General features: G+C 42.5%; 15 protein-coding genes. 1 reads left to right on the forward strand and 14 read right to left on the reverse strand.

Annotated features, from left to right (window positions below):
- Window positions 1-516 precede the first annotated feature (516 nt).
- Both DFO72_RS07855 and DFO72_RS07860 read right to left on the reverse strand, forming a co-directional pair.
- The gene (locus tag DFO72_RS07855; RefSeq protein WP_113884009.1) at window positions 517-1,461 is read right to left on the reverse strand and encodes an alpha/beta hydrolase; all 945 of its coding nucleotides are present in this window, start codon (window positions 1,459-1,461) and stop codon (window positions 517-519) included.
- 68 nt (window positions 1,462-1,529) lie between these two features.
- Window positions 1,530-3,176, reverse strand: a complete 1,647-nt coding sequence (locus DFO72_RS07860; protein ID WP_113884010.1) for a flavin-containing monooxygenase — start codon at window positions 3,174-3,176, stop codon at window positions 1,530-1,532.
- 175 nt (window positions 3,177-3,351) lie between these two features.
- Between DFO72_RS07860 and DFO72_RS07865 the strand changes: the two genes are divergently transcribed.
- Window positions 3,352-4,047 (forward strand): response regulator transcription factor, encoded by a 696-nt coding sequence (locus DFO72_RS07865; RefSeq protein WP_113884011.1) that lies wholly within the window; start codon window positions 3,352-3,354, stop codon window positions 4,045-4,047.
- 49 nt (window positions 4,048-4,096) lie between these two features.
- Here DFO72_RS07865 and DFO72_RS07870 read toward each other — a convergent pair whose 3' ends face one another.
- The 12 genes from DFO72_RS07870 to DFO72_RS07925 all read right to left on the reverse strand — a co-directional run bounded on the left by DFO72_RS07870 (window position 4,097) and on the right by DFO72_RS07925 (window position 16,747).
- Entirely contained in the window at window positions 4,097-5,371 is a 1,275-nt protein-coding gene (locus DFO72_RS07870; RefSeq protein WP_113884012.1) for a serine dehydratase subunit alpha family protein, read from the reverse strand.
- Window positions 5,372-5,510: 139 nt separating this feature from the next.
- A complete protein-coding gene (locus DFO72_RS07875) occupies window positions 5,511-5,858 on the reverse strand; it encodes a hypothetical protein (protein WP_113884013.1) in 348 nt (115 codons plus the stop codon).
- Window positions 5,859-5,974: 116 nt separating this feature from the next.
- Entirely contained in the window at window positions 5,975-7,492 is a 1,518-nt protein-coding gene (gene opuFB, locus DFO72_RS07880; RefSeq protein ID WP_113884014.1) for an osmoprotectant update ABC transporter permease/substrate-binding subunit OpuFB, read from the reverse strand.
- Window positions 7,489-8,442 (reverse strand): ABC transporter ATP-binding protein, encoded by a 954-nt coding sequence (locus DFO72_RS07885; RefSeq protein ID WP_113884015.1) that lies wholly within the window; start codon window positions 8,440-8,442, stop codon window positions 7,489-7,491. The genes opuFB and DFO72_RS07885 overlap by 4 nt, the downstream gene beginning before the upstream one ends.
- 174 nt (window positions 8,443-8,616) lie before the next feature.
- The gene (locus DFO72_RS07890; protein ID WP_113884016.1) at window positions 8,617-8,913 is read right to left on the reverse strand and encodes a hypothetical protein; all 297 of its coding nucleotides are present in this window, start codon (window positions 8,911-8,913) and stop codon (window positions 8,617-8,619) included.
- 812 nt (window positions 8,914-9,725) lie between these two features.
- Window positions 9,726-10,916 carry an ABC transporter substrate-binding protein gene (locus tag DFO72_RS07895; protein WP_113884017.1) on the reverse strand — a complete coding sequence of 397 codons (1,191 nt, stop codon included), beginning with the start codon at window positions 10,914-10,916 and terminating at the stop codon, window positions 9,726-9,728.
- 328 nt (window positions 10,917-11,244) lie between these two features.
- A complete protein-coding gene (locus tag DFO72_RS07900) occupies window positions 11,245-11,952 on the reverse strand; it encodes an ABC transporter ATP-binding protein (RefSeq protein WP_113884018.1) in 708 nt (235 codons plus the stop codon).
- Window positions 11,945-12,709 carry an ABC transporter ATP-binding protein gene (locus tag DFO72_RS07905; RefSeq protein WP_113884019.1) on the reverse strand — a complete coding sequence of 255 codons (765 nt, stop codon included), beginning with the start codon at window positions 12,707-12,709 and terminating at the stop codon, window positions 11,945-11,947. Before DFO72_RS07905 ends, DFO72_RS07900 begins: the two co-directional genes overlap by 8 nt.
- Window positions 12,710-12,711: 2 nt before the next feature.
- Complete coding sequence (locus tag DFO72_RS07910; RefSeq protein ID WP_113884020.1) at window positions 12,712-13,746, reverse strand: branched-chain amino acid ABC transporter permease; 1,035 nt, start codon at window positions 13,744-13,746, stop codon at window positions 12,712-12,714.
- Window positions 13,747-13,748: 2 nt separating this feature from the next.
- Window positions 13,749-14,612: a branched-chain amino acid ABC transporter permease gene (locus DFO72_RS07915; protein WP_113884021.1), complete on the reverse strand. Its 864-nt coding sequence runs from the start codon at window positions 14,610-14,612 to the stop codon at window positions 13,749-13,751.
- A gap of 325 nt (window positions 14,613-14,937) precedes the next feature.
- Window positions 14,938-15,669, reverse strand: a complete 732-nt coding sequence (locus DFO72_RS07920) for a 2-phosphosulfolactate phosphatase (protein WP_113884022.1) — start codon at window positions 15,667-15,669, stop codon at window positions 14,938-14,940.
- 22 nt (window positions 15,670-15,691) lie between these two features.
- Complete coding sequence (locus DFO72_RS07925) at window positions 15,692-16,747, reverse strand: phosphotransferase family protein (protein WP_113884023.1); 1,056 nt, start codon at window positions 16,745-16,747, stop codon at window positions 15,692-15,694.
- Window positions 16,748-16,776 lie beyond the last annotated feature (29 nt).

Consider the following 16,776-nt stretch of genomic DNA (forward strand, 5'->3'; position numbering starts at 1 on the left):
TACTCACTATACATATCTTAAAGGGCAGAGATGTGAGCAGTAAATTGGGGTAATAAAAGAGGTACATTACTACTAAATTTCTTACTTTCTGCTGGTATTTATCTTGAAAATAGGATAAAGAGCATCTTGATAGGCAGCAGAAAAGTATAAATTTGGAAGAAGGGGATATTGATTACCCCAAATGGGCGATGGGGGCGAGTTTTTGGATGAACCTTTTTCTTGGACTTTATGGCGACCGTTTCTTTTCCTTACTTTTATTTTTCGTCATGTGCGATCCATGGCGACGTTTTTTACCCTCGCCGGTATTTTCGTAGTCATAAACGCTTTATGGCGACCGTTTTCCTTTCCTCCCTTCCGTTTTCGCCGTCATGACCGCTCTATGGCGACCATTTTCTTTCCCTCGCTTGCATTTTCGTCGTCATAAACGCTCTTCAGAAAATCTAGCAAGTAGTTAATTGACAAAACTAAAACAAAAAAAGGACACTCCCTCAATTTGAAGTGTCCAATCTGCAAATATTATTTCGAAGCGACACTCCCTTGGAACACACGCTTTAATGCATCTGCCGCCTGCTCAATCGATTTTCTTCCCTGTTCCAGCACACCTGGCATCCAGAAGAAGCCATGGATCATGCCGTCATACCGTTTGGATTCAACCGGGACGCCTGCTTCTTTTAAGCGTTCAGCATAGGCTTCCCCTTCATCTCGCAGCGGGTCAAACTCACCCGTTAACACTAATGCAGGCGGCAGCCCGCTTAGGTCTTTTGCCTGCAGTGGAGAGGCATATGGATTTTTTCCATCCTCTTCATTCCGCAAATAATGATTCCAGAACCATTCCATGCTTTCTTTCGTTAACAGATAGCCGTCTGCATTTTCAGTATAGGATTCTGTTGCATAGGAATGGTTGGTTACAGGGTAAATCAGCATCTGATAGGCAATTGAGATTTCGCCCTTGTCTCTTGCCATGAGGGCAGCAACGGCTGCAAGGTTTCCGCCTGCACTGTCGCCGCCGACGGCAATGCGGCTTGGATCCACTCCAATGGATGCTGCATTTTCAGCCACCCATTTGACTGCAGCATACGAATCATCCGCAGCCGCAGGAAATTTATGTTCCGGAGCCAATCTGTAATCCACAGAAACGACCACGCAATTCGCCAGGTTCGTTAAAAGCCGGCAAGGAACCTCTACTGTCTCCAGGTCACCGATTACCCAGCCGCCGCCGTGATAGTAGACGAGTGCGGGAAATGGGCCTTCTCCTTTAGGAGTATAAATTCGGACAGGTATCTCTCCTCCTGGTCCCGCAATATTTCTATTTTCAATCTTTCCTACTTCCTCAGGTTCTCCAGCCAGAGCTCTGAAATCTGTAGTGAGCCTGGCTTCCTCTGGTGATAGCTGGCTCATCGGCGGAGCTCCTGCTGCTTCCATTTGTTCCAATAAAAATTTTGCCTGCGGATCTAATGCCATTATTATTTTCCCCCTATTAATATATTATAGACAGGGCAGGTGTAATGCCTGCCCTTATCAACATCCACTTAATTCACAGCACTTTTTTCAGAGGCTTTGAGGATAAAACCTTCATAGCCTTTTTCGGCGACTTCATCACAAATCTTTCGGTAGGTTCCTACACCGCCAAGATAGATTTGGAAGCCGCGGGCTTTTCCTTCAATGTTGGCTCCCATATACCAGGAATCTGTTTTCGTAAATAGGGTCTGGTCGGCGATTTCACGGCAGTGCTTGCTCCATGTATTTTCCGACTCTTCCTTTACTTCAATGACAGCCTGGTTCTGGTCGCGCATATAGCTAATGCAATCAGACACCCATTCCACATGCTGCTCAATCGAAACCATCATATTGCTCAGTACGGACGGACTCTCAGGTCCAGTCAGCATGAACATATTTGGGAAACCTGCTGTGCCAAGGCCAAGATAGGTTCGAGTATGGGAGCCGCCTGCCCATTTCTCTTTCAGGGAGACGCCGTCTTTTCCGCGGATATCCATCTTAAACAGCGGTCCGGTCATCGCATCAAATCCTGTAGCAAACACGATCATGTCAAGTTCATAGTCAGCATCTGCAGTCTTAACGCCGGTTGCGGTGATCTCTAGAATCGGTGCTTCCTTTACATCCACCAGCGATACGTTATCCCGGTTATAGGTCTCGAAATAATCTGTATCAATGATGGTCCGTTTAGTGCCATAAAAGAATCTCGGAAGGAGTTTATCCGCCACTTCAGGCTTTTTGACTGTTTCGCGGATTTTAGAGCGAATGAACTCTGCTACGATTTCATTGGCTTCCGGAGTAATGGACAAGTCATTATATGTGTAAGTAAGATTTAACAGACCTCCTTTTTTCCAGGCTTCTTCAAAAACCTTTTGCCGCTCTTCAGGAGATTCATCAAACACAGAAATGTTTCTTGGCTCCTCAGGGATGCCCGTAATGGAATGGCGCATTTTTGCTCTGATTTCCCTGTAATTTTTCCGTATATTTTTCAGGTATTCTGGATCATTCGGAGTATTCCTGGCTGGACTGCTATATTGCGGGGTCCGCTGGAATACGGTCAGGTGCCTGGCTTCTTTTGCAATGACTGGGATTGCCTGGATACCGCTGGAACCTGTGCCGATGATGCCAACGCGCTTGCCCTGGAAATCCACTCCTTCATGCGGCCAGTGCCCTGTATGATGCCATTCGCCCTTAAAGTCTTCCAGCCCTTTAAATTTAGGTACATTGGACGCTGACAAGCACCCTACAGCTGTAATAAAATATGGGGCAGAAACCTTTTCACCATTATTTAATTGAACGTTCCACCTATTTTTCTTTTCGTCAAATTTCGCGGATTGCACCCTTGTATTGAACTGCACATCACGCCGCAGATCAAACTTATCCGCTACATAATTTATGTAGCTTAGAATTTCTGGCTGTTCGGCGTATTTAGCAGACCAGTTCCATTCCTTCAGCAGTTCCTCAGAAAAAGTGTAATTATAGTAGATGCTTTCAACATCGCATCTTGCGCCGGGATACCGATTCCAATACCATGTCCCACCGACATTATCGCCTGCTTCAAATACCCGGGTGGAAAAACCAGCCTCCCGCAAACGATGCAGCATATACAGTCCAGAAAAACCAGCCCCTACGACAACAGCATCAAAATCCGTGTGAGAGTTCGATTTTTGAATAGATGACATACTTTCTTCCTCCTCAAGATAACTAAATATTGAAAGCGATTACATTTTTTCTTTTTAAAAATGCCTCCTCTCCGGCAGGACTTAAATTTTACTCTAACTTAAGCTTACTATCATTAAGCTGTATTGAATATTCACAATTTTCTATATATAATATCCCTATAAGGAAGGTGTTAATATGGGAATAGGATCTACCATTTTGGATAATATCCAGAATTTAGAAGATATCGAGAGTCATGAGGAAAAGCTGTATAAAATTCTAGAGGTTTATATGAACGTTTTTCCTGTAAAGAACGCCTATTTATTCCGGTATTCACCTTTAGGTTTTATTGGTGAAGGAATCATCGCATTAACGTGCCACGGATTAATTCATATCAGGGATATCAGGGATGATATTCGTTCATTGCCGCTCATTTACTCCGCCCTTTATGAAAGAAAAGCAAAATATTGTTCTGGGATCGAGTACCTTAAGCAAATAAACATCAAATACATAACAACTTCCAATGTCAACTCCTTCCTGGCTACCCCGATCTGCTTTGGTGCCGTTCCCATCGGCTATATTTGTACAAACGAATTTGATGAGCATGGAAAAATTTCTGATCAGCAGCTTTCTTCTTATACCCAATTTGGTCAACACGTAGGAAAAACCCTTGAAAAAACAGAAGGTAAAGAAGATGCCCGGCTATTAAGCAGAAGAGAAATGGAGGTCATGAAAAGGATTTCCTGGGGAGAAAGCATCAAAGAAATGGCTGATTCCATGTTGATCAGTGAAGTCACCATCAACCAGTATATTAAAACAGCTATAAGGAAACTGGGGGCTCAAAACCGGACACAGGCAATTGCGGAGATGTTTCGACGAGGGATGATTTCGTAATTAGCGCACCAAAAAGGCCCTTTTCTTACAAAGAGGGCCTTCTTTTCGATTATTTCTCCATCATCAATTTTAAAATCAGCTCATCCGTATGACGGGTTCCTTCATTTCCTAATTTACAGAAACTCTCGATGCTCTTTTCAACGTCATCGTGAATAAATCCATCGGTTGATTTGATTTCCTGATCGTTGAGCGCAAGGAGGGCAGACTGCACAGCTACATTGGAGCAGGTAGATACTTTCATGGCACAGCCGGCTTTTGCTCCGTCACAGATCATTCCGGAAACATTCCCTATTGTGTTTTGAATGGCTGCTTTAATTTGCTGAAGCTGTCCATCCAGCAAATATACGATGGCTGCACTTGCCCCCATTCCTGCAGCAGTTACACCGCATAGTGCTGAAAGCCGGCCAAATTTAGATTTAATATGAATGGTTATCAAATGACTGAGTGCCACTGCCCGAATCATTTTTTCCTCAGAAACCTTTAGCCTTTCTGCAGCTGCAACAACTGGAAGAGTGACTGCGATTCCCTGGTTGCCGCTTCCTGTATTCGCCATTACAGGCAGTGTAGAGCCCGCCATTCTCGCATCTGATCCAGCTGCTGCCAAAGACATTGCCGCAGTGGCAATATCATCAGACAAGATGCCCATTTTCACATTTTTCTTTATCGTTTTCCCTACCTTTAGGCCATATTCGCCAGATAGGCCCTCCATTCCAATGACCCGATTGAGCTCGATACTCTTTTTAACAAGTGATAAGGAACTGATTTCTGAATTAAGCACCCATTCATATATCTCATCAATGGAGAGTGCAATTAATTCATCTTCTTCCGATTGAATTCCTATATTTTCACATCCGCCCTTGTAGATAGCCTTGCCATCAACCTCTATTAAAGTAATATTGCTGTGATTATCAGAGATTACCACTCTGGCAGTCTGCATATCTGTTTTTAAGACCGCTTCGATATAGAGCCTTTTTGGCGTCTCTGCCTGGAGGGAAATTACTTTTCCTTCTTCAATAAGTTTTAGCGCCAAAAGTTCATCTTCTGGCCCCACTCCCTCTAATACTTCCAGCTTTCTTGCAGGGTCCCCTGCCACAGCGCCGATTGCCGCTGCGAAATCAAGACCATAGGAATTCATGCCGGGTATTCCGACTGATTTAGCATTTTTAATGATATTTCCGCTCGCTTTTAAGCAAAGCTCCTTTATTTCCCCTTTTGCATGGCTCTTTGCCGTGGCTGCAGCAAGTGCAATAGCAACAGGTTCCGTACATCCGAGGGCAACCACTAATTCTTTTTCCAGAATTTTTAAGATCTTGTGCTTTTCCATTTTTCATACCCCTAATTGTTTAAAGTAAAAGAATAAACTTTAACTATTATAATCCAAATAGTGAAAAATTAAGAGAGGCAATATTTCCTTCCACACTAAAACTCCTCGGAATCAGAAAAATAGGATCAGCTTTGTCTCTTTAATCTTTGCTGAATAATGAACTGAGATTCTTCAATGAATATAATCTTCCAGTCACCATAAACAGGCTGTTATAGTTTCTATGTACATATTCATCAATAATGGTGAGCCCTTTTACAAACCGGTCCACCAAATAATTTGTGTACTTTGGGTCCCAGACAAAGCGATTGATTCTGTACAGCTCATCTGCGAGGATATGGAACTTAAAGTCTGCAGCAATCAATTTGATTTGATGTAATTTGTCAGTGTCCATATAAAAGATATTTCTTTCAAGATTTTTATCGAGAAAGGCAAGAAAGTCCTTAATATTTTCAGCGAGCAGGTTTGCTTTTTCCATCTCATATTGCATGCCAACATCTCCTTAAGCACAAGTTCGATTAAGAAATGTGTATGATAATTGGGCATAATTTAAAACAGTTCTCCATGCAAAAACCGCCCGGATTCTCTCCAGACGGTTTTCGAGTACTACTTCAGAAGCTCCTCCTTCTCCAAATACTCCCGGGCAGTTTCTTCAGCACTTGCCCCTTCAACATTGACTTTATAATTCATTTCACGCATTTCATCGTCACTGATTTTACCGCTCAGTTTGTTTAAGGCTCTAATCAATTCGGGGTGTTCCTCTACTGTTTCTGCTCTTAGCAATGGTGCACCCTGATACGGAGGGAACAGATTCTTGTCATCCTCCAGGACAGTGAGGTTATATCTTGCGATTTCACTATCTGTAGAATAAGCATCCACCAGGTTGATTTCTCCTTTTTCGATTGCTCCATAACGCAGCTTAGGCTCCATGGTTAAAACAGTTGGAAAATCTAGGCCATATAGCTCCTGAATGCCCCGATAGCCATCTTTCCGATCCGAGAATTCAAGGGTGAAGCCAGCTTTTATGTCTTGCTCGACTGCTTTTAGATCTGAAATGGATTGCAGGCTAAATTCCTCGGCCAATTGCTTAGGAACTGCCAAAGCATAGGTATTATTGTATACCATCGGTTCTAACAGCTCCATGCCGTATTGTTCCTTCATTCCTTTTCTCGCCTGCTCATAAACCTCTCCACGGTCGGTGCTTACCGCTGTCTCTTTTAAAAATTCGGCAATGGCTGTACCGGTAAACTCAGGGTACACATCGATGCTTCCTGATTTCAGCGCATTGAAGACAAACGACGTCTTTCCTAATCCAGGCTGTAACTCAACGTTAAGGTCGGTTTCATTTTCAATCAGTAATTTGTACATATTAATAAGTATTTCCGGTTCTGAACCAAGCTTCCCGCCAATGACAAGGTCCTCTTCTGTTTTATTTGTCAGTAAAGGGATTGTCATAACCAGTATCATCGAACAAATGAATAGCACCAGCGCTGTAAGCGATCTTTTAAATGACATATGCTCGAAGCGGCGCAGCAGCATGTCAAAAAGAATTGCCAATATGGCTGCAGGTATGGCCCCAAGAACGATCAGTGCCGTATTATTCCGGTCGATTCCAAGGAGTATCAGGTCACCCAGTCCTCCTGCTCCAATTAATGCTGCAAGTGTAGCCGTTCCGACAATTAAAACCATAGCTGTTCGGATTCCGGCCATTATCACCGGCATGGCGAGAGGAAGCTCTATCTTCAAGAGCCTTTTCCTCCTGTTCATTCCCATTGCCCTTGCCGCTTCGATAATAGAATCATCCACTTCCTTTATGCCTGTATATGTATTTCTTAGAATGGGCAGAAGTGCATATACGACTAGTGCGATAATAGCCGGGATTTTCCCAATGCCGAAAAAGGGAATTAAAAGACCAAGCAAAGCTAATGAGGGAACAGTCTGCAATACTGCCGTCACTCCAATGATCCCCTCTGCTATTTTTTGTTTGTTAGCCAGATAAATTCCAAGCGGGATCGCAATTAGGACGGCAAAAAACAAAGCAATTAGCGAAATCTGTATATGCTCTATAAGTACACTTAATAATTGCCCTTTCCTCTCATTAAAAACAGAGCTGAAGGTATTCATGACCTCACCTCTTTCTTCATGCTGCCAGCCAGCTTACGTATAAAAGCCTGCCTGTTAACTATTCCAATGATGTTTCCTCCCTCTTCCACAGCAAGTTCATCATGAGCGGCCAATAAACGAAGCGTTTCTTCCAGTGAAGCTGAGACGGAAATAACTGCCCCCTTCTGTTCGGTTTCTGAAATCGGAAGGAGGATATCTTCAAGGCTGAATCCCTCCATGTACGGTCCCCGCTCTTTCCCGACAAACTGCCGCACAAATTCATCCTCCGGGTTAGCAAGAAGCTCCTCTGGAGTGCCAACTTGCACGATATTCCCGTCCTTCATGACACAAATGCGGTCACCGAGCTTTAAAGCTTCCTTCATGTCATGTGTGACAAAGACGATTGTCTTCTCTATTTTTTTCTGAAGATGGATTAGGTCGTCCTGTAGCTTTTCCCTGCTTATGGGATCCAGCGCACTAAAAGGCTCGTCCATCAGGATGATGGGCGGATTGGCGGCCAGGGCTCTTGTTACTCCGACTCTTTGCTGCTGTCCCCCTGAGAGTTCATGCGGCCTTCTGCTGCGGTAGATGTCAGGCTCCAATCCGACCATTTCCAATAACTCATCAATCCGTTCTTTGATTTTTCCCTGTTCCCAGTTCTTTAGCTCGGGTACAATTGCAATGTTCTCCGCAATTGTCATATGAGGAAAAAGAGCAATCTGCTGGAGGACATAGCCGATATCCCAACGGAGCTCATGAATGTCATAATCACTTATCCGTTTGCCTTTGATGGATATCGTTCCTGATGTCAAAGGAATCAATCTATTAATCATCTTCAGAACGGTTGTTTTTCCAGAACCGCTCGGACCGATAATAACGAAGAACTCGCCTTCTTTTATATGTAAATTAATTAAATCAACTGCCTTGGTTCCATTCCCATACTGTTTTGACACATTGTCAAATTGAATCATTGCTCCACCCCTCTAATAAGTTCTCATCTGGATTATTCCCTATTTTTCACGGAAAAACTGCCGTGCAGAAGTTTTCTTTTTACTGTTATACCATCATACAGATAGATAGGTTATTTTTCCATTATGGGGTTTTATAAAAAAGGACAGCCTCCATCAAATAGAGGCTGCCTGTTATTATGCCGGAGACCTGTTCAGTTTCTTAAAGAGGTCCGGAAAGTCGTTTCTAATTGTTTCGCGGATATCTCCAGATGCAAGGTGGCGAATGGGATAGGCTTTTACTTTTTTTAGGGTGGAGTGCGGGTTTCCTTTAAAAACATTAACTGTCTCTTCTAAAAATCTTTCCTGCTGAAACAGATGATTGTTTCGATTTTCAAAAACTTTGTTTTCTGTTTGCTCATAAATAATATAATAGTCTTCAATGATTGCACCACGGAACATCTCCTGCGTCTCGATTACTTCGTATACTTTCATCGGTATCAATCTCCTTTTTAAATTAATTTGGCTCTTTTCTTAAGAAAGATGATGTTGTTGTCCCTTGATTTCCGCGGGGAGGAATGAGAGTTTCCCCTGGCCTGCAGGATCTCCCACTCCCTCACTTCTTGCAAAACATTGAACTTGCTTCCCTGAATAGGTACCGCACGGAGGAAATGAATGCATTTTCTATGGTTAAGTACCCTCCGCTTCCGCTTCAATCAACTCAGTGGTTAAACAAATTAGCCTGCTTAAAGAGAAGACCCTTTGAAAATAGCCCTTAATTTAGAGTGACGAAAGTGATTATTCATTTCCAATGGCAAAACCAGCAGCTACATATTTTTGATACTATGAATTTGACATTTAGAACATGCCTCCTCAGGAAAAATTTGTTCAAATGAATTAATGCAGGACTCTACAGGATCTCGAGACACGCTGTGCCTGTTTACTGGACTCCCTAAAAACAACATCCCTTGTATCCTGAAACACTCTGCTATCCAGCGGATCAGAGATCAAATAACTCTTGTTGCAGTTTATTATGTAATGATATTTATCTATAAATAAAATACATATAATTTATTATCATTATTCCTTTTAGTTATAGGGTAAACCAATTAATAAGACTGGCTCTCCTGCACGAAGGAAATGTGAATGTATTTTGGAGAAGTCTCGCTTCTTCCTTTCCATTTACAGAATACCAATACCAATATTAATCTTTAACAAAACCTAAAAAAAGAAGCTGGCATATACCAGCTCCTAACTTCTATTTTTCTGCAGCTCCGAATTATTTGAGGTTAGCAAAAAACCTGCTTTTACTCCACCTTTATAGGCACAATTTTGCCATCCTCAATTGCTGCCACAGTCAATTCCGCATCAAATCCGCCTTGCTCATCAATCGTCGGGATGAGATATACCTTCTTGTCTTCAGGCATATTATCCAAACCGTCCTGCATATGTGCCATGATTTTCTCAGGGTCATCTGCTGTGCCGGCAGCTTTCATCGCTTCAATAAACGCATAAGTTGCAAAATAATTTAAACCAGCTTCGGAGCCCGGATCTACATTATATTTCTCATTATAGTTTTTAACAAAATTTGGAACTCCCGGGCTATCGGAATTAACCAGCGGCATAACCCCTACTGCACCGTTTAGAACATCGTATGTGTCTGTCACTTTCTTCATTTCATCAAATTTGGCCTGGTCCATCACAATGAAACCGCCCTTGAAGCCAAGTTCTCTTGCCTGTTTTGCAACTTTTGCGGTTGGTTCAGACGGTCCGCCGATAAATAATACATCAGGGTTTTCTTTTAACGCATTCGTGACAATTGTGAAAAAATCTGTTTCTTTTGCAAAGTCAATCGAAGAATTGTAGACCACTTTGCCGCCCTGTTCCTCCCAATATGGCTGCAGTTCTTCAGCCCAGTCTTTTCCATATTGTGATGCAGTCGGAAGAAAGGCAATCTTCTTTCCGAATTTTCCCATTGCATATTGGGTGAAAGGTTCAATATAACCATCATATCGCGGTGGAATTCGAACGGTTAATTTGTTTCCATTTTCAGTGATCTGCGGTTCACTTGTATATGCGCCAATAATGAATTTTTCCATCTGGTTAAATACCTGAAGAGCAGCAACTCCGCCGCTGTGAGGTGTGAAAATAATTGGAGTCTTATTTTCCTGCATCAGCCTCTTGGCATTGGCGCCTGCTTCATTTGGCAAATATTTATCATCTAACGATACAACATTCAGTTTATATTTTTTTCCATTAACTTCAAATCCGCCCGCATCGTTTATTTCTTCAGCTGCCATTTTTACACCATTCAGTGTACGCTCTCCATAAAAGGCAGCTGGGCCGCTTAAAGGCCCCGTGTATCCTATATTGACTGTCCCCTCATCGTTTGAACCGGCTTTCTCTCCATTTGCTGTTGTCTGCTGCGAGGAACTGCATGCTGAAAGGCTTATCATTAAGGCAAATATTATACTTAAAAAGACCCATTTTCTTGGCATATTGAACATTTCCCCCTTATTTTTAATAGCTCTGTTAACCTTGTTAGTTGATTTCCATTCCCATGTTTGCTTTCCGCAGGCGGTCTGACGCTCCTCAGCGCGTGTGCGTCTGTGTGGTCTCCCTTTTCGCTCTCCCGCGGGACATATTGGATTAGCTTCTTCGAATATGCACTGCATGAAGAAAATGCGAAGGCATTTTCGAGGGTTCCACGTCTTCTCCTCCAATCAACAGTGTGAAAATATTAAAGGAAGCTTTAATATTTTTTAAATTTTAGAATATTCCGAACTTAATAGACGCGGCCATCACCTCCTATAAGCCAACATTGGCTTATGCACCAATATAAGCTTTCCTTACTTCATCATTCGAAAATAGCTCTTCCGAGGTACCTTCAAGAACCACTGAACCGTTTTCAAACACATAACCTTTATCTGCGATTTTCAAAGCGGCATTTGCATTTTGCTCTGCCAGGAGAATGGTGGTGCCCTCACTGTTAATTTTCTGGATTACTTCAAACATTTGCTCAACAATCAATGGTGCAAGTCCGATTGATGGTTCGTCCAGCAGCATCAGCTTTGGCTTTGCCATCAGTGCCCTGCCTATTGCCAGCATTTGCTGCTGGCCGCCGCTTAACGAACCCGCCATGTCATTCTGCTTTTCTCTTAAAATCGGAAATAACTCAAAAACATACTCCATTGAATCTTTTGTCTTATTCCTGTGACTCCTGTGAACATATGCACCCATTTTTAAGTTTTCGTATACAGTCATCATTGGAAATAGCCTTCTTCCCTCGGCACATTGGACAATTCCTGACTTGACAATTTTATCTGGAGAGCTTTTGGATATGGAGCTTCCTTCGAAAAGAATACTTCCCGAAGAAGCTTTGTTAAGGCGGCTGATTGTCCTGAAAACTGTACTTTTCCCAGCTCCGTTTGCACCTAGCAGGACAACGATCTCTCCAGCTGAAACATCAATGTTCACATTTTGGACTGCTGTAAAACTGCCATATTTTACGGATACATCCCTTAATTCAAGCACTCGCGCTCCCTCCCAGATATGCCTTTATGACAGTAGGATTATTCCTTATTTCCTCAGGAGTTCCCTCCGCAATCTTTTCACCATAGTTTAAAACCATGATTTTATCTGCCAATTTCATAATCATCCGCATTTTGTGCTCAATAAGACATACTGTTATGCTGTTTTGGACCATTTTTTCCATCAATTCCGCCAATCCTTCGGTCTCTTCCGGATTTACACCTGCTGCAGGCTCATCAAGAAATACAATTTCAGGGTCTGTTGCGAGTGCAAGAGCAAACGCAGTGCGTTTTTTCTCTTCCTGTGTCAAACTGCCAACAAGTTTATCTTCTACTTTTTTCAATCCAGCAAATTCGATAACTTCCATGGCTTTCTCACGGCATTGTTCTTCTTCATGCTTCAGCCTTGGAGTCCTGAAAATCGCGTCGATCAAAGTGGATTTTGTCCTTAACCGGTGACCGACAATTACATTATCAAGAACCGTTGATTGTTCAAATAGATTGGTAGTCTGAAAGGTCCTGGCTATACCCAGCTTAGCGATCTTATTGGAAGGCAGAGAAGTTATATCCTGCCCTTTAAAAAACACTTTTCCAGAACTGGGAGAATGGAAGCCGCTCATTAAATTAAAAAAGGTAGATTTACCAGCCCCATTCGGGCCGATGATCGCATTAATCTTCCCCTGTTCAATAGAAAAATCAACATTATTGACAGCAGTCAAGCCTCCAAATCTTTTTGTTAAATTTCTCGTTTCCAGGAACATCCTTACCCCTCCTTTACTTGATTTTCAGGTGCTATTTCACTGCTGGCAAAGCGGTCATCCTTTTGGGTATCCTTGAGGGCAAGCTGTTTCGTTCTACCTGCCCGCTTATTATTCCAGCTGGCAATGGCACCAACGATCCCACGGGGATAAAAAATAACGAGCAGCGTAAGAACAGGTCCAAAAATGAGCATTCTGTAATCCTGCAAAAATTGCAGCTGCTGAGAAATCCATACAACTAAAACAGTCCCGACAATCGGTCCTGAAAGTGTTCCGATTCCGCCAACCAGCAAATATGTCAGCAGATCAAAAGTAATAACGGTATGCCCAATATCCGGACCTATAAAGCGGATGAATGACGCATAAAGAGCACCTGATAATCCTGCAAAAAAAGTGGATAGCACAAATGCAGCCAGCTTATTCTTTATTGTCGAAATTCCAATGGTCTGGGCAAGCTCCTCGCTATTGCGTATAGCAATATACGTTCTTCCAGTCAGTGAATGGATAATCCGATACATGACCAGAACGGACAGAAGCAAGATAGACAAGACCAGGTAGTATTGCGACAATGGTGTCTGAAATGAAATCGGTCCGATGTTTCCTGGTGCAGGAATCCCAATCAGTCCCCGGACCCCTTCGGTTAAACTATCCCATTTATCAATGACTAAATAAATGATATAGCCGACACACAAGGTGTAAATCGCAAAGAAATGTTCCTTGGTCCTTAACGCAATGAGGCCCACCAAAAAGCCTATAACACTGGTAATGACAAGTGCCAGTACAAAAGCAGCCCAAAAATTCATCTGCGTTTTTACAGTCAGCAAGCCGAGCGAATATGCACCAATCGCGAAAAAGCCCGCATGTGCCAAGGATAAATACCCAGTATAGCCAGCCAATAAATTTAAGCCATACACACCGATCATCCAGATGAATGAAAGTGTCATCACATGAACCAGGTATTCATTTTGTGTAAGCAGAGGAAAGAAAATGGCAAATAACAGCATTGCCAGAATGATATATTGCCGTTTTAATATTTTCATCTTCAATGCCCTCCCTTTGCAAACAGGCCGGTAGGCTTAATTGATAAGATAATGACCAGGAGGATAAATGCAATGATATCTTTATAATCATTTGAAATATAGGTTGCCCCTAGGCTTTCTGAAAATCCCAAAATATAGCCCCCTACAATCGCACCAGGTATGCTTCCCATTCCCCCAAGAATAATGATGACGAAAGCTTTCAGAATGACCAGGTGGCCCATTCCTGGAAAGACTAGGTTAATAGGTGCGGCCAGGGAGCTTGCGATGGCTGCCAGCCCTCCCGAAATCAGGAACGTAAGGATTGCCACTCGGCTTGTATTAATTCCAACCAGGTTAGCACCGTCCCGATCCTGTGACATCGCAATGATAGTTGCCCCGGTAAAGGTTTTCTTCAGAAACATATATAGGAGAAGCATGACCACAATAGCTGAAACGATAATCAATAGCCTTTGCATTGTAAATGTCAGCCCGAAAAGCTGAACGACCTGACCGTATGGAGATGGCATCGTTTGATATTCAGCACCCCAGACATATTGAGCAAAAGCTTCCAAAAATAGCAGAATGCCTATAGCAGCAATTTTGTCATGAATAGGAGGGGCATTTCTTAATGGATGAAAAACGAGCCTTTCCATTAGCACGCCGATTAAACCAACTGCTAAAACAGAAACAAGAATGGCCGGCCAGTAATGAAGGCCGTAATTCACCATCATCATTAAGGTAATATAGCCACCCATCATGTACAAAGCGCCATGTGCAAAGTTTGGAATATGAAGGATACCATATACTAGGGTCAGCCCCAGGGCAACAAGTGAATATACACTTCCGATTGTCAGCCCATTGAACAGCTGCTGAATCAAAATCTCCATCATTCTCCTCCTTTATTGTTTAATAGTTTTTTATACAGACGGCATTAAATAATGAAAAGAATATTTTCCTCACCTGCCTTTTTGCTTTATTCTATTCCATGTTCGGTAATAACCCTTTCATCTTTGATCCTCTATATTGGTCAGCTTTTCCGCCTTGCTTGGCTGCTTGCATGATTGTTTCAAATACCTTTATTGCCTATCAGGAGTCTGCTCTTCAATTGACGGTGCCGGATATTTGGCGAATGCCTCCAGCAAGGCTTTAACTCCTGTTTTAACGGCATCAAGTGTGTCTCCTTTTATGTAAACGCTATCAATTGATGGTTACTTAAACGGAGATAATATATTTTTTCCCTTCCAGCTTGGGAATCACTGTAAATGCACCTTCCTGTGAGATAAAATCAATTTCCTTTTCAAACCCATTTATGGAAAGCATTTGGCCAACACGCGAAGCTTTTAATACATCGGCACCATTCTGTTTGTTTGTTTGATAGAACCTATGGGAAGCTATAGCAGAGTCAGTAAGATCGATTTCACCGTTATACTGTTTCAAAAGGGAATCAATGAAGCATCCTGCCCCAAAGAAGTCTTCCAAATTAAATTCATTCGATGAGCCCGAGCAAACCAAGATGATTGTCTCACCCTTGTATTCTTTTAAAATATGATTTGCAACTGCCCTGGAATTGAGCAGGGAAGCAGCATAGACAGCGTTTGCTTCTGAGGAATTCTTGAGGGCTACTGTTCCGTTTGTTGTCGATAGTATGATGGTTTTTCCTTGGATCTTTTCTTTTAATGCAAGTGGATTGGGAGAGAGGAAGCCATCAATCGTTTTCCCCTGGTATTCCCCGACCAGAACAAAACTGCCCTCTTCCATCCCCTTTGATTCTTCTTCAGCTGCAGTGCCATCCAGAACCGGGATAACCTCTTTTGCTCCGAATGCCAGAGCAGAGACGACAGTAGAAGTTGCCAGCAAAACATCAAAAACGACGACAATTTTATTGTTGTGCATTTTATTGCTGTCAATGTCTTCCTTCTTTAACAGAAGATGAATCTTCATCATGTTCAGCACCCCAATCCGTTTTTCATTTCTTATCAGCTGTATAAAGTGAATATTGAATCAGGCCGCATACAAAATCATCAAGTCTTGAAAACCGTTCATCCTTTGTCTGTCCTTTTTTCCATCTGTAATATATCTGCTGGCAAATAACCGCAAGCTTAAAGTAGGCAAAAGTTAGATAAAAATTCATATTTGTCAAATCCCTGCCGCTTTTCTTGGCATAGCTCTCCATAAACTCATCTCTGGTCATAAATCCCGAAGTGGCTGTGATTGGCGGCTTTCCCATGCCCCTTTTCAAAAGCTCAGAATCATCAGGCTCAATCCAATAGCACATTGCGACACCTAGATCTGCAAGCGGATCCCCGACGGTAGTCATCTCCCAATCGAACAGCCCGACCATTTGCTTTAATTGCTCATCAAACATTGAATTGTTTAACTTGTAATCATAATGGATTATAGCTGGTTCTTCTGATTCAGCGACATGAGTGATCATCCATTTCTTCAGCTTCTCCACACCCTCAATGTCGTCCGTTTTAGCCTTTTCATACCGCTGAATCCATCCACTGACCTGCCTTTTCATGAACCCTTCCGGCCTGGTTATCTCTGTTAACCCTGTTTTTGTATAGTCGATATTATGAAGAGCCACGAGATGATCGACCATCGTTTCTGACAAGTTTCTGCAGATTTCTTTTGTCGGGACAACCCCTTCAGGGAAATCGGTATCTAAAACGATCCCTTTTTTTCTTTCCATTATAAAAAATGGAGTCCCCATTACACTTTTATCTGCATATAAAAAAGGCTTAGGAGCTGCCTGGAAATGCGGGCTGATTTCTTCCAGTATCCGGTATTCTCTTTCCATGTCATGAGCTCTTGGGGCAACTGGCCCTAAAGGCGGACGTCTTAAAACCGCTTCCCAATTACCTAATTTCAGCAAATAGGTTAAATTTGACTTTCCAAAACTAAATTGTTCAACAGTTAGAGGTTCTTCAGGAAGGTTGGGTAAATGCTCTCTCATAAATGTCTCAATTGCTGCAGCATCCAATTCTTCCCCTTTTCTGATAGGAATCGTATCAGAAGCCATAAAGCCCATCCTCCTTTCTTCATAATATT

The sequence above is a fragment of the Cytobacillus oceanisediminis genome (genome assembly GCF_004366035.1).
Lineage (GTDB): Bacteria > Bacillota > Bacilli > Bacillales > Cytobacillaceae > Cytobacillus > Cytobacillus oceanisediminis_C.

Excerpts from the sequence above, each read along its gene's own strand:
- DFO72_RS07855 (WP_113884009.1), bottom strand. The coding sequence starts at position 1,461 with ATGGCATTAGATCCGCAGGCAAAATTTTTATTGGAACAAATGGAAGCA.
- DFO72_RS07920 (WP_113884022.1), bottom strand. The coding sequence starts at position 15,669 with ATGATGAAGATTCATCTTCTGTTAAAGAAGGAAGACATTGACAGCAAT.
- opuFB (WP_113884014.1), bottom strand. The coding sequence starts at position 7,492 with ATGAATACCTTCAGCTCTGTTTTTAATGAGAGGAAAGGGCAATTATTA.
- DFO72_RS07910 (WP_113884020.1), bottom strand. The coding sequence starts at position 13,746 with ATGAAAATATTAAAACGGCAATATATCATTCTGGCAATGCTGTTATTT.
- DFO72_RS07905 (WP_113884019.1), bottom strand. The coding sequence starts at position 12,709 with ATGTTCCTGGAAACGAGAAATTTAACAAAAAGATTTGGAGGCTTGACT.
- DFO72_RS07925 (WP_113884023.1), bottom strand. The coding sequence starts at position 16,747 with ATGGCTTCTGATACGATTCCTATCAGAAAAGGGGAAGAATTGGATGCT.
- DFO72_RS07885 (WP_113884015.1), bottom strand. The coding sequence starts at position 8,442 with ATGATTCAATTTGACAATGTGTCAAAACAGTATGGGAATGGAACCAAG.
- DFO72_RS07890 (WP_113884016.1), bottom strand. The coding sequence starts at position 8,913 with ATGAAAGTATACGAAGTAATCGAGACGCAGGAGATGTTCCGTGGTGCA.
- DFO72_RS07860 (WP_113884010.1), bottom strand. The coding sequence starts at position 3,176 with ATGTCATCTATTCAAAAATCGAACTCTCACACGGATTTTGATGCTGTT.
- DFO72_RS07875 (WP_113884013.1), bottom strand. The coding sequence starts at position 5,858 with ATGCAATATGAGATGGAAAAAGCAAACCTGCTCGCTGAAAATATTAAG.
- DFO72_RS07870 (WP_113884012.1), bottom strand. The coding sequence starts at position 5,371 with ATGGAAAAGCACAAGATCTTAAAAATTCTGGAAAAAGAATTAGTGGTT.
- DFO72_RS07895 (WP_113884017.1), bottom strand. The coding sequence starts at position 10,916 with ATGCCAAGAAAATGGGTCTTTTTAAGTATAATATTTGCCTTAATGATA.
- DFO72_RS07865 (WP_113884011.1), top strand. The coding sequence starts at position 3,352 with ATGGGAATAGGATCTACCATTTTGGATAATATCCAGAATTTAGAAGAT.
- DFO72_RS07915 (WP_113884021.1), bottom strand. The coding sequence starts at position 14,612 with ATGGAGATTTTGATTCAGCAGCTGTTCAATGGGCTGACAATCGGAAGT.